At 71.4% G+C, this 25,143-nt stretch carries 21 protein-coding genes and 1 CRISPR repeat array; of the genes, 13 read left to right on the top strand and 8 right to left on the bottom strand.

The annotated features are described in order from the left end of the window. Window positions 1-243: 243 nt before the first annotated feature. From casA to ACFVFH_RS03355, 9 genes are all read left to right on the top strand, one after another. Entirely contained in the window at window positions 244-1,950 is a 1,707-nt protein-coding gene (gene casA, locus ACFVFH_RS03395; protein ID WP_383762708.1) for a type I-E CRISPR-associated protein Cse1/CasA, read from the top strand. Window positions 1,951-2,075: 125 nt separating this feature from the next. After that, window positions 2,076-2,681, top strand: coding sequence for a type I-E CRISPR-associated protein Cse2/CasB (casB, locus tag ACFVFH_RS03390; protein WP_383762705.1), 606 nt, complete (start codon window positions 2,076-2,078; stop codon window positions 2,679-2,681). Between the two features lie 114 nt (window positions 2,682-2,795). After that, window positions 2,796-3,950 carry a type I-E CRISPR-associated protein Cas7/Cse4/CasC gene (gene cas7e / locus ACFVFH_RS03385; RefSeq protein WP_383762702.1) on the top strand — a complete coding sequence of 385 codons (1,155 nt, stop codon included), beginning with the start codon at window positions 2,796-2,798 and terminating at the stop codon, window positions 3,948-3,950. Window positions 3,951-4,021: 71 nt separating this feature from the next. Beyond that, entirely contained in the window at window positions 4,022-4,744 is a 723-nt protein-coding gene (gene cas5e / locus ACFVFH_RS03380) for a type I-E CRISPR-associated protein Cas5/CasD (RefSeq protein ID WP_383763550.1), read from the top strand. 5 nt (window positions 4,745-4,749) lie between these two features. Further along, window positions 4,750-5,502, top strand: a complete 753-nt coding sequence (cas6e, locus tag ACFVFH_RS03375) for a type I-E CRISPR-associated protein Cas6/Cse3/CasE (RefSeq protein WP_383763547.1) — start codon at window positions 4,750-4,752, stop codon at window positions 5,500-5,502. A gap of 6 nt (window positions 5,503-5,508) precedes the next feature. Further along, the gene (gene cas1e, locus ACFVFH_RS03370; protein ID WP_383762699.1) at window positions 5,509-6,516 is read left to right on the top strand and encodes a type I-E CRISPR-associated endonuclease Cas1e; all 1,008 of its coding nucleotides are present in this window, start codon (window positions 5,509-5,511) and stop codon (window positions 6,514-6,516) included. Beyond that, a complete protein-coding gene (gene cas2e / locus ACFVFH_RS03365) occupies window positions 6,513-6,821 on the top strand; it encodes a type I-E CRISPR-associated endoribonuclease Cas2e (protein ID WP_383762696.1) in 309 nt (102 codons plus the stop codon). The genes cas1e and cas2e overlap by 4 nt, the downstream gene beginning before the upstream one ends. Window positions 6,822-6,839: 18 nt before the next feature. Further along, window positions 6,840-7,173: a CRISPR direct-repeat array (repeat unit 29 nt; unit sequence GTCGGCCCCGCGAGCGCGGGGATGGTCCG). Between the two features lie 983 nt (window positions 7,174-8,156). Continuing rightward, window positions 8,157-10,043 carry an ABC transporter ATP-binding protein gene (locus tag ACFVFH_RS03360; protein ID WP_383762693.1) on the top strand — a complete coding sequence of 629 codons (1,887 nt, stop codon included), beginning with the start codon at window positions 8,157-8,159 and terminating at the stop codon, window positions 10,041-10,043. A gap of 57 nt (window positions 10,044-10,100) precedes the next feature. After that, window positions 10,101-11,366 (top strand): MFS transporter, encoded by a 1,266-nt coding sequence (locus ACFVFH_RS03355; protein ID WP_383762690.1) that lies wholly within the window; start codon window positions 10,101-10,103, stop codon window positions 11,364-11,366. 169 nt (window positions 11,367-11,535) lie between these two features. Here the strand turns inward: ACFVFH_RS03355 and ACFVFH_RS03350 are convergent, their stop codons facing one another. From ACFVFH_RS03350 to ACFVFH_RS03340, 3 genes are all read right to left on the bottom strand, one after another. Then, entirely contained in the window at window positions 11,536-12,888 is a 1,353-nt protein-coding gene (locus tag ACFVFH_RS03350) for a carboxyl transferase domain-containing protein (protein WP_383762687.1), read from the bottom strand. Then, entirely contained in the window at window positions 12,881-14,329 is a 1,449-nt protein-coding gene (locus tag ACFVFH_RS03345; protein WP_383762684.1) for an acyl-CoA synthetase, read from the bottom strand. Before ACFVFH_RS03345 ends, ACFVFH_RS03350 begins: the two co-directional genes overlap by 8 nt. A gap of 527 nt (window positions 14,330-14,856) precedes the next feature. After that, window positions 14,857-16,065, bottom strand: coding sequence for an MFS transporter (locus ACFVFH_RS03340; protein ID WP_383762681.1), 1,209 nt, complete (start codon window positions 16,063-16,065; stop codon window positions 14,857-14,859). Between the two features lie 148 nt (window positions 16,066-16,213). Here ACFVFH_RS03340 and ACFVFH_RS03335 point away from each other — a divergent pair, with 148 nt between their 5' ends. Then, a complete protein-coding gene (locus ACFVFH_RS03335; RefSeq protein WP_383762678.1) occupies window positions 16,214-16,645 on the top strand; it encodes an Lrp/AsnC family transcriptional regulator in 432 nt (143 codons plus the stop codon). Here the strand turns inward: ACFVFH_RS03335 and ACFVFH_RS03330 are convergent. The 4 genes from ACFVFH_RS03330 to ACFVFH_RS03315 form a co-directional block, all read right to left on the bottom strand. Then, complete coding sequence (locus ACFVFH_RS03330) at window positions 16,623-18,242, bottom strand: GAF domain-containing protein (RefSeq protein WP_383762675.1); 1,620 nt, start codon at window positions 18,240-18,242, stop codon at window positions 16,623-16,625. The two genes, ACFVFH_RS03335 and ACFVFH_RS03330, sit on opposite strands and share 23 nt — an antisense overlap. A 20-nt stretch (window positions 18,243-18,262) precedes the next feature. After that, on the bottom strand, window positions 18,263-19,300 hold the full coding sequence (locus ACFVFH_RS03325) for a rod shape-determining protein (protein ID WP_383762672.1): 1,038 nt from the start codon (window positions 19,298-19,300) through the stop codon (window positions 18,263-18,265). Window positions 19,301-19,448: 148 nt separating this feature from the next. Further along, window positions 19,449-20,015, bottom strand: coding sequence for a hypothetical protein (locus ACFVFH_RS03320; RefSeq protein ID WP_383762669.1), 567 nt, complete (start codon window positions 20,013-20,015; stop codon window positions 19,449-19,451). Window positions 20,016-20,048: 33 nt separating this feature from the next. After that, window positions 20,049-20,492 carry a MarR family winged helix-turn-helix transcriptional regulator gene (locus ACFVFH_RS03315; protein WP_383762667.1) on the bottom strand — a complete coding sequence of 148 codons (444 nt, stop codon included), beginning with the start codon at window positions 20,490-20,492 and terminating at the stop codon, window positions 20,049-20,051. Window positions 20,493-20,643: 151 nt separating this feature from the next. On the opposite strand from ACFVFH_RS03315, the gene ACFVFH_RS03310 reads away from it, so the two are divergent. The 3 genes from ACFVFH_RS03310 (at window position 20,644) to ACFVFH_RS03300 (ending at window position 23,108) form a co-directional block, all read left to right on the top strand. Further along, window positions 20,644-21,663, top strand: coding sequence for an NADP-dependent oxidoreductase (locus ACFVFH_RS03310; RefSeq protein ID WP_383762665.1), 1,020 nt, complete (start codon window positions 20,644-20,646; stop codon window positions 21,661-21,663). Window positions 21,664-21,752: 89 nt separating this feature from the next. Beyond that, a complete protein-coding gene (locus tag ACFVFH_RS03305; RefSeq protein ID WP_383762662.1) occupies window positions 21,753-22,181 on the top strand; it encodes an organic hydroperoxide resistance protein in 429 nt (142 codons plus the stop codon). Between the two features lie 114 nt (window positions 22,182-22,295). Beyond that, window positions 22,296-23,108, top strand: a complete 813-nt coding sequence (locus ACFVFH_RS03300; RefSeq protein WP_383762660.1) for an EI24 domain-containing protein — start codon at window positions 22,296-22,298, stop codon at window positions 23,106-23,108. 22 nt (window positions 23,109-23,130) lie between these two features. On the opposite strand, the gene ACFVFH_RS03295 is transcribed toward ACFVFH_RS03300, so the two are convergent. Then, entirely contained in the window at window positions 23,131-25,122 is a 1,992-nt protein-coding gene (locus ACFVFH_RS03295; protein WP_383762657.1) for a flavin monoamine oxidase family protein, read from the bottom strand. Between the last annotated feature and the right edge of the window lie 21 nt (window positions 25,123-25,143).

The raw sequence follows: 25,143 nt of genomic DNA, 5'->3' as shown, positions 1-25,143 counted from the left end.
CGCCGGGTGTTGGGCGAGCCGCCGGGCACCGGCCCGGCGGCTCTGTGCCCCGCGTCGCGCGGGGTCGATGCGATTCCCGATCCGCTGTGCAAACAAAGAAGGGGAACATCCCCTCGGCTCGACCATGGCGGCCGGCATCCGTGGGGTCAACGGCCGGATTCTTGCACCTGTTTGTGGAGAAGTTATGTGCGCTCTCGGCGGCGCTGTTAGCTTGAAACATAGAAGCTTCATTGAGGGGGACTGATGACTCATGGCTTTTCCCTTACGGACGACCCCTGGCTGCTCCTGCCGCCCGCAACGGGGGGACCGGCATACGAACGCTCGCTGCGCACCGCGCTGTTGGACGCGCACGAGTTCGGTGACTTGGCGGTGGAGATCCCGACCCAGAGGCCGGCAGTATTCCGCCAAGTTCTGCTGCCCGTGATTCTCGAAGCCCTGGGACGTCCGGCCGACGAGCGTGAATGGATGGGGTGGTTCTCTGCGGGGCGATGGTCGCGGGAGCAACGTTCAAGACTTGAGGAGTACTTGGACGCCCACAGCGCCTTGTTCGACCTCTTCGATCCGGAGCAGCCCTTCGGACAAGTAGCCGGGCTGCACACCGCGAAGGGCGAGACAAAGCATGCCGGACTGATCGTCGCGACCGCCGCCAACGGCAACAACGTTCCGCTGTTCGTCTCGCGCACGGAGGGAGACACCTTCGCGCTGACCCCGGCGCAGGCGGCGCACTGGCTGCTGCACACGCACTGCTGGGACACCGCAGCGATCAAGACGGGTGCCGTGGGCGACTCGAAGGTGAAAGCAGGGAAGACGGTCGGGAATCCGACCGGGCCGCTCGGACAGATGGGCGTCACCCTACTGGTCGGCACGACGTTGTTCGAGACCCTGTTGCTGAATCTCCCGGTGGGAGCACCGCCGACGTCGACCGACCTGCCGCAGTGGAGGAGACGCGATCCCTCGGACAGGCATCCGGCCGGTACCCCGCAGTGGCAGGAACGGGCACCCGAAGGACTCCTGGACCTGTGGACCTGGCAGTCCCGCCGCATTCGGCTCTTTCCGGAGATGACCGATGAGGGCTCGCGAGTGACGCGTGTCCTGGTTGCAGCGGGGGACCGCATGCCGCAGACGCCCGAGACCGAGCCGCACACCATGTGGCGCGTCGAGCGGACCGGCGGCCGGAGTACGGGGAGGGGCAAGGGCGGTGCCCCGGCGCCGCGCCGTCCTCTTCGCCTTCAGCCCGGGAAAGCCGCGTGGCGTGGGCTCGACGCGCTCCTGGCGCCTGAGCGGCAGTCCCGGGAGGCCGGGGAGAAGACGAGCGGGTTCGCCACGAGCAAGCTCCTGGACCAGGCCGGTGCCCTGGCGCTCGATCTCGACGAGTCCTATCCGCTGCGGGTGGAGCTGTCCGGCATCGCGTACGGCAATCAGTCGGCCGTCATTGACGACGTGATGTTCGACGCGTTGCCCCTTCCGCTGGCCGCGCTTGAAGAGGACAGCGACGTACGTGCGGCACTCCTCGAAGTGGCCGAGCAGGCAGAGCAGTTGGCCACGGCCGTCAACCACCTCTCGGCGGACCTGCGACGCGCGCTCGGCACCGATCCGATCCCGTGGGACAGGGGGCAGCGCCCGGGTGAACTCGTTCTGCACGCTCTGGACCCTCTGGTGCGGCGGTTGCTGACCGGTATGAGGGGAGTGGAAGACCCGGAACGGATCGAGGCGGGACAGCTTGCCTGGGAGCAGCTCGCCTGGCGTCGGAGCTGGGAGGTCGCCGACCGTCTCCTGCAGGCGGTGCCCGTCGGAGCGTTCGTGGGGAGAAGCGTTTCCCGGGGGGAGGGAAAGCCCGAGCACACGTATCGCGTCTCGCTGGCCGAGGCATCCTTCCTCAAGCGCCGTGCGGAGATCCTCCACCGTGCGGATACCGCGCGGCAGAACGCCCCCCGTCTTCACGGCCAGTAGACAGTGGATGCCCTTCGGGGCGCACCGCATCCGGCACGTCCTGGTCGGTGCTTTCCTGTCGCACCCTCCCAGGTATCCAAGTACGCCTTTCGGCGCAGAGTCCCTCATCACGTCTGGAAACGGCCATGACCGAAGAAGTTCTTGCCAAGCAGAGAATCTGGCATCGCTACATCGCGGCGGACGGCACTTGGCGCCGCAGGAGCGGCACGGTGGCGGAGAGACGGCCGCCCGGAGAAGACCTCGCGGTCCTACGCCGAGGGCTGGGCCGCCCCGCCGGAACCGTTCTGGAGATGTTTCCGTTCTACACCTGCCCGGTCGACGATTTCGCTGCCCGCCGCGGACAGGTTTCGGCCGAGCAGGAAGCCGAGCACATCGCGCTTGCCCTCTACGGCTTGCACCAGCAGAGCCAGGACCGGCCGATGCACCGCGACGGAGCCGGTCTCGGCCGCGCGATGCTCGAACTCCGGGGCCACGGAAGCACGAGTGACGAAGCGGTCGACTCCCGCTTCCAGCAGGCGTTCTCCGCGACGTCGACGGCAATGCTCCAGCTGCGACTTCGTGGCCTGATCACTCAGCTCAAGGACATCAAGCAGCCTCTCGACTACAACCGGCTGATCTCCGACATCCACGGTTGGAACAGACCCGAATCGCGCTCCCGCGTGCGTCGTCGCTGGGGCCTCGACTACTACGGATGGACCCGGGCAGCGGCGGATCGGCGCGCCGGTAGCTGACCCCACCCACCTGATGGCCACCCCATGAGACGCGACTCCTGCCAACCCGCACCCGGACACGTGCCGGCCACGAGCCGTCAGACCACCGCTCGCCCGATCAACTTGGAGTAACCGATGACTCAGCGCCTCTACATCGATGTGCACGTCGTCCAGACCGTGCCGCCCGCGAACCTCAACCGAGACGACCAGGGCAACCCCAAGGAAGCCATCTACGGAGGCGTGCGCCGCTCCCGGGTGTCCTCCCAGGCATGGAAGCGGGCCTCCCGCCAGCACTTCGACGCGCAGGCCCCTGAACCCGATCGCGCCACCCGTACCAAGCGCATCGCTCAGGAACTGACCAACCGGATCGCTCGGAAGACCGGCCTGGGACAGGACGAATCCGCCCGCCTCTCTGCGGCCCTGCTGGCCCGACTCGGGCTCAGCCAGGGCAAGAAGGCCGGTGACACCGCATACCTTCTCTTCTACGGAAACGCACAGCTCGAAGCCGTTGCCGACCTCCTGACGGACCGTGCCGCCGACCTCGCGGCACTGGAAGAGAAGGCTCTGACCGAGGCAGTCAAGGAACTTCCTGTCGCGGAGCACTTCAGGACCGGGCACCCCGTGGGTGTCGCCTTGTTCGGCCGTATGGTCGCCGACATCCCCAAGCTCAACGTGGACGCCGCCGTACAGGTGGCCCACGCGATCTCCACTCATGAGACGCAACTCGAATTCGACTACTTCACCGCCGTCGACGACCAGAACGAACGGGATGAGACCGGTGCCGGGATGATCGGCACCATCGGCTTCAATTCCGCTACCCTCTACCGCTACGCCACCGTCGGGTTCGCCCAGCTCGCCGACAACCTCGGCGGTGACACCGAAGCCGCGCTCGATGCGCTCGACCGGTTCGTCGACAGCTTCACGCTGTCCGCCCCCACCGGCTACCAGAACTCCTTCGCCCACCGGACCCGGCCGAGTCTCGTCGCCGTCGTCGTACGCACCGACCAGCCGGTCAATCTGGTCTCCGCCTTCGAGGAACCCGTTGCTGCGGAAGCCGGTATTCAGGCGAGATCCGCCCGCCGTCTCGCTGAGGAGCACATCACCGCCATGCAGATGTGGGGCGACACGCCCCTCTACGGAGCGGCCACACACACCTTCGCCGCCCGCGAACCCGGCACCAAGGACACGACCGAGGCTCTCACTCAGGCATTCGGTGAGCCTGTTTCCTTCGCCGACCTGCGCGCCACTCTGCGCACTCGCATCGCCACGACCCTGGGAGAAGGGGAGTGACACCGCCCGAGCAGTCCTCCGTCCTCCTGCTGCGACTTGCCGCTCCACTCCAATCGTGGGGCGATCGCAGCATGTTGAACCGCCGGAAGACCCGGCCCGAACCCACGAAGTCAGGAATCGTGGGGCTCCTCGCCGCAGCGGCCGGACGTTCTCGCCACGCGGCCCTGGACGACCTCGCCGGTCTCGGCCTTGGCATTCGGATCGACCAGCCCGGCAGTCTCCTGCGTGACTACCACATCGTCAGCGACTACCGGGGGAGACCGCTTCTCTCCGCCGCCGTGACGGCCAAGGGCGTGCAGAAGCCCACCTCCCCCGCCAAACAGACACACGTCACCCAGCGCTTCTATCTCCAGGACGCCGTTTTCCTCGCAGCGGTGGAGGGCCCCCGGGGGCTCATCACCACCCTTGAAAGCGCTGTACGCCAACCGGCTTTCCCGCTCGCGCTCGGCCGCCGATCCTGTGTGCCTGCCCAGCCGCTGGTCCTGGGTCGGCGCACCGGCTCGCTGGAGGACGTACTGCGTGCAGAACCCTGGCAGGTGGGCAAGGCAGTGCGCGAGCGGTGGGGGCGCAGGAACGGCAACGCTGCGCACGTGGACCTTCCTGCCACCCTCGACGACCCGGCAGGAGACGAAGTCCGCGACGACGTCCCAGTGTCTTTCGCGCCGACGAAGCGGACTTTCACCACTCGTCGCATCCGGCACACCTACCTCGCGGCCCCCACCGGACTCACGCCCGACCCTGCGCAACCGCCGGCCACAGGTGGCCACGACCCCTTCGCTCTTCTCGGCTGGTGACCGACATGCCCTTTCTCTCCCGCATCCGTATCAACCCCCTGCGCGCCGAGAGCCGCAGACTCCTCGCCAGCCCACGGGCCATGCACGGCGCAGTGCAGGGAGGCATCCCCGGCCCGCCCGACCAGTCGCGCACGCTGTGGCGGCTCGACCCCGACGACCCCTACCGTCCACAGCTGTTCGTCCTCACTACGGAAAAACCGGACTGGTCCCACCTGGTCGAACAGGCAGGATGGCCCGACGCCGACGGTGAGCACTACGCCGTACGCGACTACGCCCCGCTTCTGCTCCAACTCGCACCCGGCCGCAGTTTCGCCTTCCGCCTCACTGCCAACCCTGTGCAGAACACCAACCGCCCCGACAAGCCCACCACCCGCCAGCAAGAACGTATCGAAGCGGGCGACCGGCGCAGCTTCCGTCTTGGCCACCGCACTGCCGAAGCGCAACTCAAGTGGTTCCTCAGCCGGACCGAGCGCTGGGGCTTCGACATCCCCACCGCCCCCCACCTGGACGGAACGTACGACTCGGGCAAGGAACCGCCCCGGGACATCCGCATCATCGCTCGCCAACGCCGCTCCTTCAGGAAGCGAGCCGTCACGGCGAAGGAAGCCCATGTCGTGATGAACTCCGTGACCTTCGAGGGAAACCTGCGCATCACCGACCCGGCCCTCCTCGCCGAGCGGCTTCTCGGAGGCATCGGACCGTCCAAGGCATATGGGTGCGGGCTGCTCACCCTCGCTCCGCTCTCCGAGAGGGAGTGAACCGCCATGCCCGACATCTGGTGGAAGGCCGAGCCTCAGGACCTGCACCGTCTCGTCGACCGCGTCTCCAGCGTCTACGTCGAGCGCAGTCATCTGGACCGTGACGAGAACGCCGTCGTCGTCATCAACAAGCGGCAGACCGTCCGCGTGCCCGCGGCCATGGTCGCTGTCATGCTCCTCGGTCCCGGCACACGCGTTACGCACGGTGCCATCCGTCTGCTCGCCGATTCCGGCACCGCCGTGTGCTGGGTCGGTGAACAAGGTGTCCGCATGTACGCGGCCGGCCTCGGCCCCAGCCGGGGCGCCGGCCTCCTGCACCGCCAGGCCTGGCTCGTCACCCGACCCAAGGAACGCCTTGCCGTCGCCCGTGCCATGTACAGCATGCGCTTCCCCGGTGAGGACGTATCCGCCCACACCATGCAGCAACTCCGAGGCCGAGAAGGCACACGTATCCGCAAGTTCTACCGAGCCCAGGCCGACCGCACAGGAGTTGCCTGGAACGGCCGGGTCTACAAAGCCGGAGACGCATTCGCGGCAGGCGACGACCTCAACCGTCTGCTTTCCGCCGCCAACGCCGCCCTCTACGGCATCTGTCATGCCGTCATCATTGGACTCGGTGCCAGTCCGGGGCTCGGCTTCGTCCACACGGGCAAAGCCACGTCCTTCGTCCTGGACATCGCCGACCTCTACAAAGCCGAATACACCATCCCGCTTGCCTTCGACCTGGCCGCACAGGGCCTTACAGAGGAGCGCGATGCGCGGCTCGGGCTTCGCGACCTCATCGCTCGCGACAAACTCCTCGGCCGTATCGTCACCGATGTCAAGAATCTGCTCACCCCCGAAGGGGCGGACTTCGACGACCCCGAGGCCAACCAACTGTGGGACGAGCACCTGGGGTCCGTGCCGGGCGGTACCAACTACGCAGGACGCGGTGACATGTCGGCACACGGCATGACCGACAATCACATTGCTGTCATCGGACCCGAGATCGACGACCCCGAAGCGGCATCATGACTGTCATCATTCTCGTCGCCGCCCCGGAGGGTCTTCGTGGACACCTCACCCGTTGGATGGTCGAAGCCAGCGCCGGTGTATTCGTCGGCAACCCCAGCCGCCGCATCCGCGATCGCCTCTGGGAACTCCTGGCTACCCGCATCGGCGACGGCCAGGCCATCCTCATCGAACCCGCCGCCAACGAACAGGGGTGGGCCACCCGCACAGCAGGCCGCGATCGCTGGCAGCCTGTCGACTTCGACGGGCTGATTCTCTCGGCCCGCCCCAAGAACCAACTAAACGAAAACAGCCGCCCCGCCCGATAAAACCCCAGCTCAACAAGTGTCGGCCCCGCGAGCGCGGGGATGGTCCGGGGATGAAGCTCGATGTCGATTACACGCGGGCGTCGGCCCCGCGAGCGCGGGGATGGTCCGCGCGAGCTTGATGGACTCGGACCCGTTCACGTGTCGGCCCCGCGAGTGCGGGGATGGTCCGGGCGATCTGTTCCAGTGGCTCACCTTCATCTGGTCGGCCCCGCGAGCGCGGGGATGGTCCGGAATTCACTAGGGTCACCCCGACGCACCGGGCGTCGGCCCCGCGAGCGCGGGGATGGTCCGTCGCCCTGCCATTTGTCCGCCTCGGTGGTGACGTCGGCCCCGCGCTCGCGGGGGTGGTCCCGCGCGCCGTGTGTCTGTGCAGGGATGAGGAGTCGTCGTTACTGACGGTGACGGCTTGTGTGTCTCGCGTTGGCGGGAGCTGGTCGGAGGGGCTGGTCGTCCCGGCGTGGGTGCCGATGTGGGGGGCATGAATCGGGTGTTCGGGTGTTCGGTGGAAGCGCAGGTGGGGGCGTCGTCGGAGTTGGTTCGAGTGGCGCCCGCCCCCCGTCGATGTTCCGGCGGAAACGTAGTGACTTGCGTGTATGTAGCAGTGACTCGCGTGTGCGTAGGTGCGAGGGTCCTCGCGGATTCCGTGCGGCCCTCGCCGTGCCGCTCCTTGGCAAGATCGAGTGGCCGCGCCCCGGGTTCGGGGGCGTTCCTCGTCGGGGCGTCAGTGGCCGTACGCGTGGCTCCGATTGCCGGGCGGCTGCCGTGGAGGTCGTGGCGCGTCGGGGGTGGGCCTGGCGGAGGCGTGGGGCGTGGGTCGTCCAGAGCTCTCTCGTCGGCCGTCCCGGCGGATGTCCGGAGAGTCACTTATGGCAACGCTCCGAAGGAATATGGTATTTCGCCACTTTTATGCTTGATTACGGCTTCTACGACTTGTTGGTCCCAGCGGCCGGACGTAGTGTCGAAAGTGCCGCAGCAAGAGCAAGGAGCGGCACAGTGAACTCCTTCAGAGGAGGCGAAGATGAAGGTTCGTAGCATCTTCGACTACAGGGGCGGTCGCGGCGGACGCGGTGGCCGTGGCGGATACGGCGGACGTGGATTCGGTGGCCGTGGATACGGTGACCGTGGGTTCGGCGGCCGTGGACGCGGATTCCGCGACTACTTCGACGGCTACGGCTACGGCCGGCGTGGTCGCTGGGGTTGCTGACGCCAGTCACCCCCGACCCCTGACCCCAACACGAGGCAGGCTCGCGCAGTACGCGCGGGTCCGCCTCGCTTTTATGGGGCCCCTTTCCATGGCCAGATCCTCGTTCCGAGCACCTCGGTGATGTGATGCCCATGCGCTTCCACGGCTTGCTCAAGCGTTCCGATCCCATCGAAGAGCCCCCCGACGACCCGGTGTCGGACGTTCCGATCCGTACCGACCCCATCAGCATCCTGATGTCCTTCCGGCGATTCTGGCCCCTGACCAGAGGCGACCGGCGATGGCTCGTCATCATCTTCGCCTGTGCGGTCCTCGCCGCCCTCGCCGAGACCATCACGGTCCTGCTCTTCGCCGAGCTCACCGACAAGGCGCTCCAGAGCGGCGATGTCAGCGCCTTCTGGAAGCCCGCCTTCCAGTGGCTCACCGTGGCGGTCATCGGTGCCGTGCTGGGGTATCTGGGCAGCTCGCTCGCCGCCTGGACCGCCGAACGCTTCGTGCTGCGACTGCGGGCGAGGGTCTTCGGCCACCTCCAGGTGCTCCCGCCGCACTTCTACCAGCGCAATCGCCGCGGTGACCTGGTGGAGCGGCTCACCGGAGACGTGGAGGCCATCGAGGCACTCGTGGTCTCCGGCATCGTCGGGGCGGCGTCCGCGCTGTTCGGCACCCTCTTCTACGCAGCGGCCGCCATCTGGCTGCGCTGGGACCTGGCCCTCGCCACCTTCGTCATGGTGCCGATCCTCGTGATCGCGACCCGCGGGTTCGCCGGGCCGCTGCGCGCCGTGTCCCGGCGCGGCCGCGCCGCGGACGGTGCCATCACGGCCGTGGTCGAGGAGACGCTGGTCAACGTCGTCCTGACACAGGCGTACAACAGGCGGCAGGACGAGGAGGACCGGCTCCTGGGGAAGGCGCGGGTCCGGTTGCGGACCGCGGTGCGGGCCGTCCGCCTCACCGAGTTCTACGAGCAGTTCATCGAGGTCCTCGAAACGGTGTGCGTGCTGACCATCATCGGCCTGGGCGCCTGGGAGATCTCGGCCGGCCGGATGACCCTGGGGCAGCTCCTGGCCTTCGCCGCCTTCATCGGCTACCTCTACCCGCCGATCCGCTCGCTCGGCCAGCTCGGACTGACGGCCACCGCCGCGACCGCGGGCGCCGAACGACTGCTGGAGATCCTCGACACCGAGCCCGCCGTCACCGACCCGGGCGACTCCGTGCCGGTTCCGGCACGGAGCCGGGCGCTCGGAGAGGTGGAGGCGCACAAGGTGTTCTTCCACTACCCTGGCAACAGCGAGATGGTGCTCAGGGACCTCTCGTTCACCGCGAGTCCCGGGGAACTGCTGGTCATCACCGGGCCCAGCGGCGCGGGCAAGTCGACCCTGGCGTCGCTGCTGCTGCGGTTCTACGACCCGGACACCGGCAGCGTACGGCTGGACGGCGAGGCCGTGGACCGGCTGCCGCTGACCTACCTCCGCCAGAACGTCACGCTGCTGCCCCAGGACACGCTGGTCCTGCACGACACCATCGAGAAGAACATCGGCTGCGGACGCCCCGGCGCGAGCCACGACGAGATCGTACGGGCCGCGCGGGCCGCCGACGCCGAGGCGTTCATCGACGCCCTTCCGGAGGGATATGACACAGTCATTGCCACCGGCACTTCCCGGCTCTCCGGCGGGCAGTTGCAGCGGATCGCCATCGCCCGCGCCATGCTGCGCGACGCCCCGGTCCTCATCCTCGACGAGCCCACCACCGGACTGGACCGGCTCGCCGCGGAGCGCATCCTCGAACCCCTGCGACGGCTGGCCGAGGGCCGCACCACCATCGTGATCAGCCACGACCTGGCCCTGGCCGCGGACGCCGACCGCATCCTCGTCCTGGACGAGGGGCGGCTGGTGGAGTCCGGCACGCACACCCAACTCCTCGGCAGGAGCGGCCTGTACGCCACGCTCTTCGAACGCGGCGGCCCCCCACCGCACAACGGGACCGTGTACAAGGCCACCCGGCCGCCGGGAAGCCACTGGAGGTGACCGGCCGACGGCACGGTGCGCGAGGGGCGGGTTCCGACCCGGTCGTTACCATCCGCTGTGACCGAAACAGCGGAAGAACCCGCCCCTCGCACCCGCATATTCGCCGACTTGACGCCCCTGCGGAGCTCCCCCGACTACCGGCGGCTCTGGTTCGGGAACACGGTCTCCTGGATCGGGCAGGGGATGACCTCGCTCGCCGTGTCGCTCCAGGTCTACGACATCACCGGGTCCGCCCTGTCGGTCGGGCTCATCGGCTTCTGCTCGTTCCTGCCGATGGTGGTTTTCGGGCTGTTCGGCGGGGCCGTCGCCGACACCATCGACCGGCGCAAACTGGGCCTGGCCAGCTCCGCGGGGTCGTTCACGCTCTCCGTCGCGCTGGTCGCCGTCACCGTCGCCGGAGTGCAGTGGGTGGGGCTGCTCTACGCGATCGTCGCCCTCCAGGCGGCCTGCTTCGCGGTCAACGCACCGGCCCGCAGCTCGATGATCGCCCGCCTGCTGCCGCCTGAGCAGCTGCCCGCCGCCAACGCGCTCAACTCCATGACCAGCACCACCGGAACGCTGGTCGGGCCGATGCTCGGCGGGCTCGTCGTCGGCTGGTGGGGCTACCGGGCCGCGTACACCGTCGACGCCCTCACCTTCACCGCCGCGCTCTACGCGATGTGGCGGCTGCCGTCCATGCTGCCGCAGCGCGAGGAGGGCGCGGGGGACAAGCGGGCCTCCGTCGCGGACGGGCTGCGCTTCCTGGGCACCAGGCCCAATCTCCGGATGACCTTCTTCACCGACCTGTGCGCCATGCTGCTCGCCCACCCCCGGGCGCTGTTCCCCGTCGTCGCCGTCCTCTGGTACGGCGGGGACGCGAAGACCACCGGACTACTGGTCGCCGCTCCGGCGTTCGGGGCGCTGCTCGGCGGGGTGTTCTCCGGCTGGCTGGGGCGGGTGCGGCGGCACGGGCTCGCCGTGCTGCTCGCTGTCGCCTGCTGGGGCACCGCCATCGCGCTCTTCGGCCTGACCCGGCAGCTCTGGCCGGGGCTGCTTTTCCTGGCGCTCGCCGGATGCGCGGACACCACCTCGATGGTCTTCCGCAACACCATGCTCCAGGCCGCCGTGCCGGACGAGATGCGGGGGCGGCTCCAGGGCGTGTTCATCGTCGTCGTGGCGGGTGGGCCGAGGCTCGGCGACTTCGTGGCCGGATCGGTCGCCGACCTGACCTCGCCCGGTCTGGCGGTGACCGGCGGCGGGATCGCCTGCGTCGTCGCCGTGGGCCTGCTGGCGCTGCGCTGGCCCGGCTTCGCCCGGTACGACGCGCGGGATCCCCGGCCGTGATCGGCTCGCCCGCGCCTCATCCCTGCGGGACTCCGGGCCGTGATCGGTCCGCCCGCGCCTCATCCCTGCGGGACTCCGGGCCGTGATCGGTCCGCCCGCGCCTCATCCCTGCGGGACCCCCGGCCATGACCGGCCCGCCTCACCCCCGCGGCATCGCCCCGGCCCCGCCTCACGCCCCCGGCGGCCCCACCACCGAGCGGGCGAAGCCCAGCTCCACCAGGTCCTGCGGGCGCAGCCGTAGCTGGTCGGCCGTGGCGGGTGCCTCGTCCGGGGCGCGCTTCAGGATCGCCGCCGCCGCTTCGGGGGCGATCACCGAGAAGTAGCTGTCCCGGGTGACATGGGTGTTGCCCGGCGCCGCGAGGGCCAGCGCGCCGCCCGAACCGCCCTCGCCCACCACCAGGGTGGTGACGGGGACCCGGGCCCCGGCCACCGCCGCGAAGGCGTCGGCGATGGCGGCGCCCGCGCCCGCCCGTTCCGCCTCCGCGTCGTTCGCCGCGCCCGGGGTGTCGATCAGGGTGAGCACCGGGACGCCGAGCCGGTCGGCCAGCCGGATCACCCGCGCCGCCGCGCGGTAACCCGCAGGGCGGGTCGCGGTGCCGCACTGCGCCACGTACGCGATCGACCGGTCGCCGCGTCGGCCGAAGCCGCAGAGCAGCCCGGGGTCCGTCCCCCCGCAGCGGTCGCCGCCGAGCGGGAGCCGGTGGTCGAAGTAGGCGTCCAGGTACGCCTGTGCGCGCGGCCGGGCGGGTGAGCGCGCCTGCCGGACCGCGTCCCAGCCGGTCGCCGGGAGACCGGTGGCGGCCAGGGCGTCCGGCACGGGCGCGGGGAGCGCCGGGGAGCCGTCGGCATGGAGCGCCCGCAGCCAGTGCGCCAGCGTCCTCGGGAGCTCCCCGGGCGGGACGACCGCGTCGATCTGCCCCGCGGCCAGCTGGCCCTCGGCGGTGTACGCCGCGGGGTCCGCGTCCGGGGGCCGTACCCGGGAACCGGCGAAGCCGACCTGGGCGCCCGGCAGCGCCAGGATCACATCGGCGCCCGCCCCCAGCGTGGCCCAGCCGCCGCCCGTCGTCGGGTCGCGCAGGACCGCGAGCTGCGCGGGGCCCGCCGCCCGCAGCCGCGCCGAGGCGCGGGCCACCCGCTGGAGCTGGGTCAGGGCGACCATGCCCTCCTGCATCCGGCTGCCGCCCGTCGCGATCAGCGAGACCAGCGGCAGCGCCCGGGTCCGGGCGGCGTCGTACGCGGCCTCCAGCCGGTCCCCGGTGCGCCGCCCCAGCGAGCCGCCCAGGAAGCCGAACTCGAACGAGACCAGCACGCAGCGCCGGCCGCCGACGGAGGCGATCCCGTGCACGACGGACTCCTCCTCGCCGGTACGGGCGGTGGCGCGGGCCCGGGAGTCCGCGTACCCGGCCCAGGACAGCGGGCCGTCCCCGTCCGCGGCCCGGTCCGCCGCGCCGGGCGCGGGCAGCTCCTCGAACTCGGCGGTGACCGCCGCGATCGCCGCTCTCGCGCTCAGCCGGTCAGACATGGAGCGACCGCTTCATGATCTTGCCCAGGTCGTTGCGGGGCAGCGCTTCCAGGTAGCGGACCGTGCGCGGGCGCTTGTGCGGGGACAGCTGGGCGGCCACATGGTCCGCGAGCTCGTCCCCGGACGGCGGCGAGGCCGGGTCGGCGGGCACCACCCAGGCGACGATCCGCTCGCCCAGATCGGCGTCCGGCTCCCCGGTGACGGCGGCCTCGCGGACGCCGGGGTGGTCCAGCAGCGCGTTCTCGATCTCCCCGGCGCCGATCTTGTAACCGCCGCTCTTGATCAGGTCGGTGGCCTTGCGTCCGACGATCCGTACATAGCCGTCGGCGTCCCGGGTGGCCATGTCGCCGGTGCGGAACCAGCCGTCCCCGGTGAACGCGGCGGCCGTGGCGTCGGGGCGGTTCAGATAGCCGGTGAAGAGGTTCGGGCCGCGCACCTGGATCTCGCCGATGGCGTCGGGGTCGCCGTCCGCGAGGACGGTGCCGTCCTCCTCGACCAGGCGGAGCGCCACGTCGCGCAGGGGCGCGCCGACCGTTCCGGGGCGGGGTTCGCCGTCGGCCCGGACGCCCGTGTTCATCAGCGTCTCCGTCATGCCGTACCGCTCGATGACCCGGCGGCCGGTGGTCCTCGCGATCCGCTCGTGGTCGTGGACCGGCAGCGCCGCCGACCCGGACACCAGCAGCCGGGCCCCGGCCAGCGCCTTCGCGAGCTCTTCGGCCCCGGGACCGTCGAGGGCCTCGGCCAGCCGGTGGTACATGGTCGGTACGCCGAAGAGCATGGTGCCGCCGGACGACAGTTCCCGGGCGACCCCCTCGGTGGAGAACCTGCCCAGGTGCCGCACCGATCCGCCCCGGCGCAGCGGTCCGAGCACGCCCAGGATCAGACCGTGCACATGGAAGAGCGGCAGCGCGTGGACGAGCACGTCGTCGCCGGTCCACTGCCAGGCGTCCTCCAGCGCGTCGAGCGAGGCGGCGATGGCCCGGCGCGGCAGGACCGCGCCCTTGGGCGGGCCGGTGGTGCCGGAGGTGTAGACGATCAGCGCGGGGGACTCGGGGGAGGGCTCGGGCAGCGGGGCGCCGGGGTCCTGCGCCCCGGTGCCGGCGTCGATGCGCTCCAGCGCCTCCAGCACCGGCGGGAGCGTGTCGCCCGCCCCGGCCAGCACCACGGTCGGCTCGCTGTCGGCCACGATGTGGGCGAGTTCGCGCGTCCCCGTTCTCGGGTTGAGCGGAACGGCCGGTACCCCGGCGCGCAGCGCGGCCACCACGGCGATCACCGTCGCGGGTGTGGGAGTGGCCCAGACGGCGACCCGCCCGGCCCCGGTGATGCGCGCGGCGAGCGCGGTGGAGGCGGCGGCCAGCCGCTCGTAGGTCATGGTGTCGTCGCCGAACCGGGTGGCTTCCCGGGTCGAACCGTCATCCGGCGCACACAGAAGAGGAGTCACCCACCGCACCCTAAGGGCTGCCGCAGGTGACGGGCCCCGGAATCCTCCGTCCGGTCCGGCGTACGCCCGGCGTCCGCCCGGCGCGGTCCGGACGACCGGCGGGCGGACGGGACTTCCGATGCGCGCCTCCAGGGCTGTCCCGTCATTCCTGGTGGATCGGCGCGATTCCTGGTGGATCGGCGCGCGGCGTCGGACGCGATGCGCCGCGAGGCGGAGGGACGCCCGAAAACCGGATGTATTCGGGCGCTCCGACAACGCGGCGAGGTGCCGTGGCCGTCGTCGCGCACCCGCCAGGAACTACGCGCCCGCCAGGAACTACGCGCCCGCCAGCAACTACGGGACCGCCAGGACCTACGCGCCCGCCAGGAACTACGCGCCCGCCAGCAATTACGGGACCGCCAGCAATTACGGGACCGCCAGGACCTACGCGCCCGCCAGGAACTACGCGCCCGCCAGGAACTACGGGACCGCCAGCAACTACGGGACCGCCAGGACCTACACGCCCGCCAGGACCTACGGGACAGCCCTCAGTCCCGCCGGAGTCCCCGCATACGGCCGTACGCGTACACGCACCCCGCCAGCGCCAGGTCCGACAGCAGCATGAAGCCGATCGAGTACGACCCCTTCGCGCTGTAGATGGCTCCCATCACCAGCGGGGGCACGAAGCCGCCCAGCCCGCCCATCGCGCCGACGATCCCGGTCACGCTGCCCACCTTCGCCTGGGGCGTCACCTGCGAGACCAGGGCGAAGACGCTGCCGCTCGCCGTGCCCAGGCCCGCCGCCATGCAGAGCAACGCGATCGTGCCGCCCGGGGCCAGCGGCGGGTCGAAGGCCTGGACGATCGCCGTCAGCGCGGCGAGGCCCAGCGCCGCCGCCGTGACCACGGCCGGGTGGAGGCGGTCCGAGAGCCAGCCGCCGATCGGCCGGAAGACGACCGTGACCAGGGCGAACCCGGCGGCCTTCGTACCGGCGTCGGTGGGCGACAGGCCGTACCAGGTCTTCAGATACGTGGGGAGGTAGACGCCGAACGCCACGATCCCGCCGAAGCCGATCGCGTACAGCGCGGACAGCTCCCAGGTGACCCGCAGCCGTCCGGCGTCGGTCAGCCGGTGGGCCAGTGAATCGGTGGGCACCGGTCGGCCCGGATGGTCGGTGATCAGTACGGCGGCCAGCGCCGCGTACACCACGAGCGCCGCCGCGACCACCAGGCTGGGCAGGCTGTCGCCGTGTCCGGCGATCCTCGGGGTGAAGTACCCGGACAGGGCGACCCCGCCCATGCCCATGCCGAACACCCCGAGCGCGAGGCCCCGCTTGGCGGGCGGGAACCACGAGTTGACCAGCGGGATGCCGATCGCGAACGTGGTGCCGCCCAGGCCCAGCAGGAAGCCCACCGCGATCATCGCTCCGTAGGAGTCCCGCGCCGGGATCAGCAGCAGCACGGGCACGATGGTGAGCGCCGAGACCAGGGGGAACATCAGCCGCGCGCCGTACTTGTCGGTGAGCGCGCCCACCGGGATCCGGCCCAGCGAGCCGACCAGCACCGGCACCGCCACCAGCAGCGACTGTTCGAACGAGGTCAGCCCCATCCGGTCCTTGTAGTCCCCGGACAGCGGCGCGATCAGATTCCAGGCCCAGAAGGTGAGCCCGAAGCCGATCGTGGCCATCACAAGATTGCGGTAGGCGGCCGAGGACGGCGCGTCGACCGTGGCGGGGGGCTGCTTGACGGCGGTATCCACCTCCTCAGTGAAGGGCGGGCGCGGACCGTCGGCCTGCCGGAATGCGCCAAGCGGGTCACCCCCGGGCCGGGGCGGGAGAACGGGGGCGGGGTATCGCCGGAGGCGATGTGCCCGGTCACGAACCGGACAAAGCTGCGACAATCGCGGTATGGACCGTCTGGACAGAGAAATCCTCGGCATCCTCCAGGAGGATGCCCGGATCTCGTACCGCGATCTGGGCGTACGGGTCGGGCTCAGCGCCAACGCGGCGGCCGACCGGGTGCGTCGGCTGCGCCGTGACGGCGTCATCCGCGGCTTCACCGTGATCATCGATCCGGCCGCCGACACCCGTACCGGCCTGGTCGTCTTCATCGACGTGACGCTGCGGATCGATACGACCAACGAGGTGTTCGAACGGGCGGTGCTCGCCCTGCCCGGCATCACCGAAGTGGTCCATGTGACCGGCGGCCACGACTATCTCGTACGGGCCGCCGTCGCCGACACCGCGGCCCTGGACGGGCTGCTGCGCAGGCTCAAGCGGGAGGCCGGGGTCGCCCACTCCAACACCAGGGTCGCGCTCAGAGCGGCGCCCGCCAGATGACGGGCGACGGGCGCGAACCGTCCTCCTCGTGCCCGTCGTCGGCGACCGTGAGCCGGACCGCGGCCCGCCCGTCCGGCAGCTCGGCCGTCGCGTCCACCTCCACATCGATCGCCGACACCCCGGACCGCCGGTGCGCGGCCGCGAGGGCGCCGCGCAGCGCGGCGAGCAGCTGCCGGTCCACCGGGTCCCGGACCAGTGCGTCGACCGCCCCGGTGAAGTGCACCGACGGCGGGAAGCCGAGCAGCGCGGCGGCGCCCCCGGTCTCCCGCAGCACCCGGCCGCGGAAGGTGGCGGGGGCCTCGGCGGGCGGCTGCTGGAGGGCGAAGATCGCCGTCCGCACCTCCTGGATGGTGGAGTCCAGCTCGTCCACGGCCCGGCCCAGCAGCTGGTCCGTGTCGGGGGCGGCGGCCCGGCGGCGGGTCGACTCCAGCATCATCTCGGTCGCGAAGAGCCGCTGGACCACCAGATCGTGCAGATCGCGGGCGATCCGGTCCCGGTCCTCGTAGACCGCGAGCTGTTCCCGGTCGTGCCCGGCGTCCGCCAGCACCAGCGCGAGCGCGGCCTGGGAGGCGAACTGCGTGGCCAGCAGCCGGTCCACGGCCGTGTACGGGCGGTCGCCGCGCCGCCGGGGGAGGGCGAGGGTGCCGATCAGCCGTCCGCCGCTCTGCAACGGCAGCATCATGCTGGGGCCGAACCGCGACCGCACATGCGTCGTCATCCGCGGATCGGTCGCCGAGTCCTCGATGAACACCGGCTCCCCGCCGAGCAGTTGGACCAGCACCGCGGAGCCGGGCTCGATGGCCGTACCGACGATCCCGGCCGGGTCGTCGAGCGTGGACGCGGTGACGATCTCCATCCCGCCCGCCTCGTTCGGCTGGAGGATGACCCCGGCGGAGGCGTCGGCGAGTGCCCTGGCGCCCTCGGCGACGGTCATCAGCGCGTCGGCCGCGCTCCCTCCGGTCAGCAGCGCGGTGGTGACGGCGGCCGCGCCCTCGATCCAGCGTTCCCGCTGCCGGGCCGCCTCGTACAGCCGGGCGTTGGCGATCGCGATGCCGGCCTGCGAGGCCAGTGCCCCCAGCACCGCCGCGTCCGAGTCGGTGAAGCCGCCGGTGTGCTTCCCGGTGAGGCAGAGCGTGCCGAAGTCCTGGTCGTGGACCCGGATCGGCGCCCCGAGGAAGGGGCGCGTCGCCGGGCGGCCGGACGGCGACGCGTCGGCCGGACCCTCGCCGGTCGGCGGCTCCGGCTCCCCGGCGAGTGCGCCGGGCGGCCCCGCGCACCCGTCCGGCAGTGGGAACGGGAGCGGGAACGGGAGCGGGTCGCTCCGCTGTTCCTCGGTGGCGTCGAGCCCCGAGGTGTACAGCTCGCCGATGGTGCCGCGCTCCGGGTCGAGGACCCCGAGCGCGCCGTACCGGGCCCCGGCCAGCTCCGTGGCGGTGTCCACGATCTGCTGGAGCATGGTCCGCAGTTCGAGGTCGGAGCCGATGCCGAGCACCGCCTCCAGGAGCAGCGACAGCGGGGGCTTCTCCGGCACGGGGGCCGCGGTGGCCGCCTCGCCGGGCGGTCCCGCGTCCGTCGCGTCCGCCGTGTCGTCGGTCATGCACCGCACCCCCATGGTGCTCAGCAGGCGAGCGGGTCGAGGACCATCGGCTCGATCTTTCCGTCCAGCATGGCACCGAGCCCCAGCACCGCGCAGACGTCCGGCCGCTCCGCGATGTGCACCGGCATGCCCGTGGCGTCCCGCAGCATCTGGTCGAGGCCGGGCAGCAGCGCGCTGCCGCCGACCATCATGATCCCGCAGTCCGCGAGGTCGGCCACCAGATCGGGCGGGCAGTCGCGCAGGATCGTGCCGAGCCCGTCCAGGACCGTGGTGAGCGGGGCGTGGATGGCCTGCCGCATGGCGGCGGTGTCCACCTGCACCGAGCGGGCCAGGCCGGTCGCCACGTCACGGCCGTGGATCTCGGTCGTGGCGGGCCCCCGCGTGGTCAGGCCGCCGCCGCTCAGTGCCAGTTGCAGCGGACGCACGGACTGGCTCGGCAGCATCAGCGCGTGGTGCTGGCGCAGATGCTGGATCACCGCGTGATCGATGGCGTCGCCGCCGACGGGGATGCGTACGGCGCTCACGATCGAACCGAGCGAGAGCACCGCGATCTGGGTGGTCGCGGCCCCGCACACCATGATCATGGTGGCGGTCGGCTGCTCGACCGGCAGCCCGCAGCCGACGGCCGCCGCGATCAGGGTGTCGACCAGCTCGACCCGCCGGGCGCCGAGCCCGACCATGGTCTCGACGGCGGCCCGCTGGGCGAGCGGATCGCTGTCGTGCGGGGTGCAGGCGGCGGCCCGCAGCCGGGGCTTGCGGCGCAGCTGGCGGCGGAGCTTCTCGCCGAGCAGATGGCGGAGCATGCGCTGGGCCATCTCGATGTCGACGACGGTTCCGCCGGTGACCGGACGGGCCACCCGGATGTAGCCGGGGGTGCGGCCGGTCATCTGTTCGGCGAGTGCGCCGACGGCGATGAGCGACCCGGTACGGGTGTTCACCGCGGCGACGCTCGGCTCGTCGACGACGAGCCCGAGGCCCTTGACATAGACCCGGGTCCGGGCAGCCCCGAGGTCGACGGCGACATGGCAACGGCGCAACTGCTCAAGACTGACGGTCACGGCAGGGTCTCCCGGGAGCGCGGACGGTGGCACCGGCGGCAGCCGGTTCTCTCGCATCGTGCGCCGTTCGGAGTCGTGGCGCGCGCTGGGATGAGCCGTAGGGGGGAATCGAGCTGACGGGCCGACAGAAGAAGGCGGGGTACGGGAATCAGCCCGGCAGCAGCCGCTGGAACAGCCCCCAGGTGAACTCGGCGACGTACGGCGTGCCCGTGCCGGGCTCGGTGATCGCCAGCGCCCACCGGGTCGGCGCGCCGCCCTCCGCGGGACGGGCCGGCGGGAAGGCCCGCGCCACCTCCTCGACCGTGCCCGACCAGGGGCGCAGATCCTCGACCGCGCGCAGCTCGGGGCCCGGTGCCCCCGGGGCCCGGACCAGCCACTCGTTCCACACCGCGCCGCCCGGCGCGACCATCACCTCGAACCGGAGGTCCGGCCAGAGCGGCACCGGCCACCGCAGCGCGTCGCATTCCAGATCGCCGACGGAGCGGCGTACGGAGGAAGCGGGCGCGCCGAGCACCGAGCGGTAGCGGCGCAGCGCGCCCCGTCCGCCGGGCGCCCGCACCATGGCCTGCCAGCGGCGGTTGGCCTCCCGCATCTCGGCGGCCGACGCGCCCAGCTCCCGCCGGGCCTCCTCGACGAGTCCGGGCTGGTGGTCGGCCATCCGGCGCAGTAGGACGAGCTGGAACTCACGGGGGCCGAAGGGCGCGGGCGCGGTCATGGAGCCAACGGTTCCACACCCCGGGGCTGCGGCCTATCCGGCGGACGGGCCCGGCTCGCCCAGCATCCGGCGCAGCAGGTCCCTCAGCATCGTCCGGTCCTGCTCCGACAGCTCGGCCAGCGGCTCCCGGGCGAAGGTGAGGGAATCGCGCAGCTGCCGTGCCGTCCGGGCGCCCAGCTCCGTCGGCGCGGCCAGCTTCACCCGCCGGTCGGCCGGGTCCGGCCTGCGCTCCACCAGCCCGCGCGTCTCCAGCCGGTCGACGATGCCGGTGACGTTGGACGGCTCGCACTTCAGCTTCTGGGCGATCCTGCGCATGGGCATCGGCTCCAGCGAGAGCAGCCCGAGCACCCGTGCCTGCGCGCCGGTGAGCGAGTGGGCTGCCGCCGCCTCGTCGTACTCCTCGTAGTAGCGCGCCACGACGGTACCGATGAGCTCGACGACTTCGAGGGTCAGAGGGTCTGTGCGGGGGGTGGCCATGACACCCAGGATAGCCGGTTGCTTGACAAGGTGAAATATTCAGGAGCATGGTTGTTTCACTACATGAAGCATTTCGGTTCCCCGGTGCGGCCGCGACCGCCCCGGCCGGAGCCTCCCCCACTCCGTAGGACATTGAGGAGAACCCGAGCCCATGTCAGCAGCACTTCCCACGTCCGGCCGCGAATGGCACCTCGTCGCCCGCCCCCACGGCTGGCCGAAGGCAGAGGACTTCGCGCTGCGTGAGGCCCCGGTCGCCGCACCCCGCGAGGGCCGTGTCCTCGTCCGCAACCTGCACTTCTCGGTCGACCCGTACATGCGAGGCCGGATGAACGACGTGAAGTCGTACACCCCGCCCTTCCGGCTCGACCACCCCATGGACGGCGGAGCGGTCGGCGAGGTCATCGCCTCGAACGCCGAGGGCATCGCGGTCGGCGACCACGTCCTGCACGGCCTCGGCTGGCGCGAGTACGCCGAGGTCCCGGCCGAGCACGCCGTGAAGGTCGACGCCTCGATCGCCCCGCTCTCCGCCTACCTCGGGGTGCTCGGCATGACCGGGCTCACCGCCTACGCGGGCCTCTTCGAGGTGGCCTCCTTCAAGGAGGGCGACGCCGTCTTCGTCTCCGGCGCGGCCGGCGCGGTCGGCAGCCAGGTCGGCCAGATGGCCCGGATCAAGGGCGCCTCGCGCGTCATCGGCTCGGCCGGATCCGACGAGAAGGTCAGGCTCCTCGTCGAGGAGTACGGCTTCGACGCCGCCTTCAACTACCACGACGGACCGGTCGCCGAGCAGCTGCACGCGGCCGCCCCCGACGGCATCGACGTCTACTTCGACAACGTCGGCGGCGAGCACCTCGAAGCGGCCATCTCCTCGCTCAACGTGCACGGCCGCGTCACCGTCTGCGGAATGATCGCCCAGTACAACGCGACCGAGCCGACCCCCGGCCCGCGCAACCTCGCCCTCGTCATCGGCAAGCGGCTGCGCATCCAGGGCATGCTCGTCAGCGATCACGCCGCGCTCCAGCCGCAGTTCGTCCAGGACGTCGCCGGCTGGCTGGCCTCGGGAGAGCTGAAGTACCGCGAGACCTTCGTCGAGGGCATCGAGAACGGCTTCGACGCCTTCCTCGGCCTGCTGCGCGGCGAGAACACCGGGAAGATGATCGTCTCCCTCGCCTGACAGCCGCCCCGGCACACCCGTTAGGCTCATCCCCAGGCCGTCGCGATCGTGGGCGCGAGTCGCGGCGCACAGCAGGAGGAATCCTCAGCATGACCATTCAGGACATCACCGTTGCCTACACCGCCGTCGCCACCGCCGAGAACGGCCGTGACGGCCGCGTCTCGTCCGACGACGGCAACCTCGACGTCATCGTCAACCCGCCCAAGGCCATGGGCGGAAGCGGTGCGGGCACCAACCCCGAGCAGCTCTTCGCGGCCGGTTACAGCGCCTGCTTCCAGGGCGCGCTGGGCGTGGTGGCCCGCCAGGAGAAGGCCGACATCTCCGGCTCCACGGTGACCGCCGAGGTCTCCATCGGCAAGACCGCCGAGGGCGGTTTCGGCCTGGAGGTGGCGATCAGCGCCACCATCCCGAACGTCGACGCCGCCACCGCGCTGGCGCTCGTCGAGAAGGCCCACCAGGTCTGCCCGTACTCGAACGCCACGCGGGGCAACATCAAGGTCGGGCTGTCGGTCGCCTGACCCCCGCGCTCGCGGCGGACCGGGGGCCGCACCCCGCGAAGGGGTGCGGCCCCCGGCCGTCCCCGCGCCGACGGACCGTCCGGACGGGCCCGTTCCCGCCAGTACGCTGACGCCATGCGTGATCTAGGGGCGGGCTTCGGCTACTTGGTACAGGGACAGCGCTGGGTCGGCCGGCACGGACGGTGGTTCGGCATAGGGCTGCTGCCCGGACTGATCACCCTCGTGCTGTACACGGCGGCGCTCATCGCTCTCGGCTACGGCGCCGACGACCTGGTGGACTGGGCGACGCCGTTCGCCGACGACTGGTCCTCGCCCTGGCTCGGCCTGCTCCGCACCACCCTGACCGTGCTGGTCTTCGGCTTCGGGCTCTTCCTCGCCGTGATCACGTTCACCGCCGTCACGCTGCTGGTCGGCCAGCCCTTCTACGAATCGCTCTCCGAGGAGGTCGACCGGACCGAGGGCGGCGACGTCCCCGGGTCCGGGCTGCCGCTCTGGCGGGAGCTGTGGATCTCCGCCCGGGACAGCCTGCGCGTCCTGGTGCGGGTGGGGCTCTACTCGCTGCTGCTCTTCGCCCTCGGCTTCGTGCCGGTCCTCGGCCAGACCGTCGTCCCGGCGCTCGGCTTCTGCGTCACCGGCTACTTCCTCGCCGAGGAGCTCACCGCCGTCGCGCTCCAGCGCCGCGGCATGGTCCTGAAGGAGCGGCTCGCCCTGCTGCGCGGCCGCCGCCTGCTGGTCCTCGGCTTCGGCGTACCGCTGGGCCTCGCCTTCCTGGTCCCGTTCGTCGCCGTGTTCCTGATGCCGGGAGCCGTCGCCGGGGCGACCCTGCTGGCGCGCCACCTGGTGGCACCGGAGAGCGAGGACGACGACGGCGAGGACGCGGACGCGGGACCGGGCGCCGCGGACGTCGCCCCGGGCCCGGCCCGCTGAACGACGCCCGCCGCGCCCCGGCTCAGCTGTTGTGCACCTCCAGCGCCGACCGGACCGCCGACTCCAGCGCCCCCTCGATCCAGGCCGGCTTGACCGAGGTGTGGTCGCCCGCGAAGTGCAGCGGCCCCTCCACCGAGCGCACATCGGCGAGCAGTTCGGTGTGCTGGCCCGGCAGCAGCACCGACGCCTCGCCGTACGCGTACGGGTCGCGCATCCACGACTGGGTGGCGCCCACCCCCGTGTAGAACACCTCGACGCGCTGCCCGTACACGTCCTGCACCCCGGCCAGGGTGAGCGGATAGCGCTCGTCGTCGTCGAGCGAGTCCCACTTCAGCGCGTCGTCGGACCAGCTGTACGAGGCGAGCAGCACCCCGCCCGCGCTGCCTTCGACCGGGTGCGAGGGCTGGTACATGAAGCGGTTGGCGTTGTCGGTGACGGAGCCGCCGCCGATGACATGGGCCGCCTCGGGCTGGTCGCGGGCGACGGCCCGGTGCGCCGCGTAGTGCACGCGCTGGCCGGCCGGCAGATGGCCCTTCGGTACGGAGGAGTGGGCGCCCAGCAGTGAGCCGTCGGCCGGGGCTTTGCCCAGCCGGTAGGCGTCGTAGAGGCCGGGCTTGATCCGCTCCAGCTCCCGCTTCCAGTCCTTCTCCTCGAACTCCCACCAGCGGCGGCTGAATTCGAGCAGCACCTTGGTCGCCGCGTCGTAGTGCATCTCGGTGATCGCGCGCCGCTTGCCGTAGGAGAGCGCGGGCGTGACGGGGATGTGGCGCAGCCCGGAGAACGGCACGGTGATGATCGCCCGGTCGCCGCGGAAGGTCTGGCGCACCAGCGGCTTGCCGTCGCGGCCCTCGGAGACCGTCTCCACCTCCACGCCGTCGGCGCCGTGGCTGATCCGGGTGGCCCGGCGGTCCAGCCGCACCAAATCCTTGACCCGCTCGTACATCGCGTCGGCGAGCACGCCCGTGCCGCCCGGCAGCTCGAAGAACGCGGTGTCCGGGCTGATCAGGGAGGCGCCGATGAAGCTGTGCACAAAGGCGAGATGGAGCCGGGAGGTGAGGTTCTCGACCGTGCCGATGAGGTCGATGGTGCGCTCGTCGAGCTTGGCCGCCTCGGTCAGGAAGCGGAACATCGACCAGTGCCCGTACCGCTGGACGACCCGTGCCCAGCCCTCGACGAGCGCCCGGCCCTCCTTGCCCTCGAACTCCTGCCGTACGGGCGCGAAGGCGTCCCGCACGATCGACGCGGCGGGCTTGTCCTCGAATGCCGCGGGCACCCCGAACGAGCGGTTGATCGCCCGGGGCTTCGCCGCGTAGTCGGCCTTGCGCATCCGGATGCCGTTGACGTGGATCCAGGTGCGGTTGGCGGGCTTCCCCGCGGCGTCGACGTCCACCAGGTGGAAGGGGCGGCGCTTCAGATCGAAGCTGTCCATGAGGCCGGTGACCAGCGGATGGCTGTCGGGGATGCGCATCGCGCCCGCCTCGGCGCTCAGCTTCGGGTCGGCGAACGGCGCCTTCGCCCTCTCGTGGCCGCCCTGGCGGAAGGTCTTGATCCGGCCGCCGACGCGGTTGCCGTTGGCCTCGATGACGGTGACGGTGTGCCCGGCCGCGCGCAGCAGATGGGCCGCGGTGAGCCCGGCCGGCCCGGCCCCGACGATCAGCACCTTCTTGCGGGCCTTGCGGGTGCCCGGCAGGCCCTTGGAGAGCAGGATGTCGCGGTAGCCGGGGACCAGCGGCCGGTCCTGTCCGTCGCGTACGAGGATGGCGCGGGCGACGGTCAGACAGGCGGCCCAGTCCGTGCCGGTGGCGGCGGGTGCGGGCGCGGCGGGGGAGCCGGTGGCGCCGGGCGTGGCGGCGCGTGCGCCGCCGGTGGCGGCGGCGACGGCTAAGGCCGCGCCGGCGGTGGCGCCGGTGAGGAGTGTGCGGCGGGAGGGCAGGCCGGTGGAGGGCAGGCCGGTGGACGGCTCGGAGGGCTGGGCGTGGTGGCCGGCGGCGGGCCCGGTGGGCTGGGTGGTCATGCGGTCAACACTGGGGCGCCC

This window comes from Streptomyces sp. NPDC057697 (assembly GCF_042799335.1).
Classification (GTDB): Bacteria; Actinomycetota; Actinomycetes; order Streptomycetales; family Streptomycetaceae; genus Streptomyces.
This window is presented reverse-complemented; position numbering and strand designations above follow the sequence as displayed.